Below are 1222 nucleotides of genomic sequence, written 5' to 3' on the forward strand. Positions count from 1 at the left end.
AAATATTAGTGATGCAAAAAAACTACTTCCGGAAGAGATAAAAGAGAAAGTAAAAGAGTTTGATAGTCTTGTCTACATTAGTGCTTGCCGATTAGGTGCAGTTGAAATTTATCCAATACCTTCAGATTTCAAATATTCTGATACTAACGTAGGAGTACAAGGTGAGTATGCTGCATGGTTAATGGAGCAGAATAAGGACGAAGATATTTTAGTATCTCGATGCCATGACTCTGATTCTGCATTAACACTAAGACGACAAGTAAATGCATGGTTAAAATATATCTTACCTAATGCAGAAGCAGATACTAGAAATATAGATAAAGCTTCATTAGTGCAGTTATTTTTTAGGAATGACGGCATCAGCGAGTGGAGAAGACCTGCAAATATTGGTTATGGGCTTACTTATGTATTTCCTATAATAATAGCGGGACTATTGGCTAAAGAAGGTCAAATATTAGTCATCGATAGCCCAGAAGCTCATTTGCATCCATTGGGACAGTCAAGGATTGGTGAGTTTTTATCTAAAATGGCAAACTCGGGAGTGAAAGTAATCATTGAAACTCACAGTGATCATATATTAAATGGTGTTAGGTTATCTGTAAATAATCGCGTGATTAGTTCTGACAAAGTAGGGATACATTTCTTCGAAAAGAATAACAGTGATAATAAAACAAGAATTGTTTCACCGCAAATTGACAGCCACGGTAATTTAAGTGAATGGCCTGACGGATTTTTTGATCAATCCGATAAAGATTTAGGTAAGTTAATTGGATGGTAATATGATGAAATGTTATTTGAATGAATTATCACTATCAGGACAATTCAATTCACCTGAGCTATTCATTGAGCATTTAAAAAAAATACTTTCAATCAAAGATAAATATTCAAATTTCTTTAAGAATTTCTATTGTCCAAGAGGGCTTCCTGAAGCAAAAGTATCTGGTGAATCATCATTCCGAGATGCAGTTGTAGCTACTCGCGATAAAAATTTTGTTCGTAAAGTGATTCTTTGGCTCGATCGCCATGGGCCATTTGTCGATTCGGAAAATATAGATCCCGAACATCCATTTATTCATGAAATGAATGGTATGGACATAACTGGAACTTCATTAGCAACGGTCACTGAGTTAACACATTTCAGAGATACTGTTAGTGTGTATAGTTTTGATGCTTCAGAACCAGATTTCTCATATTCACCACTTATAATGCAATATTATTATAA

General features: G+C 34.5%; 1 protein-coding gene and 1 pseudogene. Both read left to right on the forward strand.

Annotation, left to right across the window (positions count from 1 at the left end):
- The coding region (locus NNO02_RS23245; protein WP_201794002.1) for an AAA family ATPase at nt 1–778 on the forward strand (778 nt) is incomplete at its 5' end.
- A gap of 16 nt (nt 779–794) precedes the next feature.
- A pseudogene (locus NNO02_RS23250) lies at nt 795–1222 on the forward strand (hypothetical protein); the annotation flags it as partial.

It is taken from the genome of Citrobacter sp. Awk 2, from assembly GCF_028069815.1.
Taxonomy (GTDB): Bacteria; Pseudomonadota; Gammaproteobacteria; order Enterobacterales; family Enterobacteriaceae; genus Citrobacter.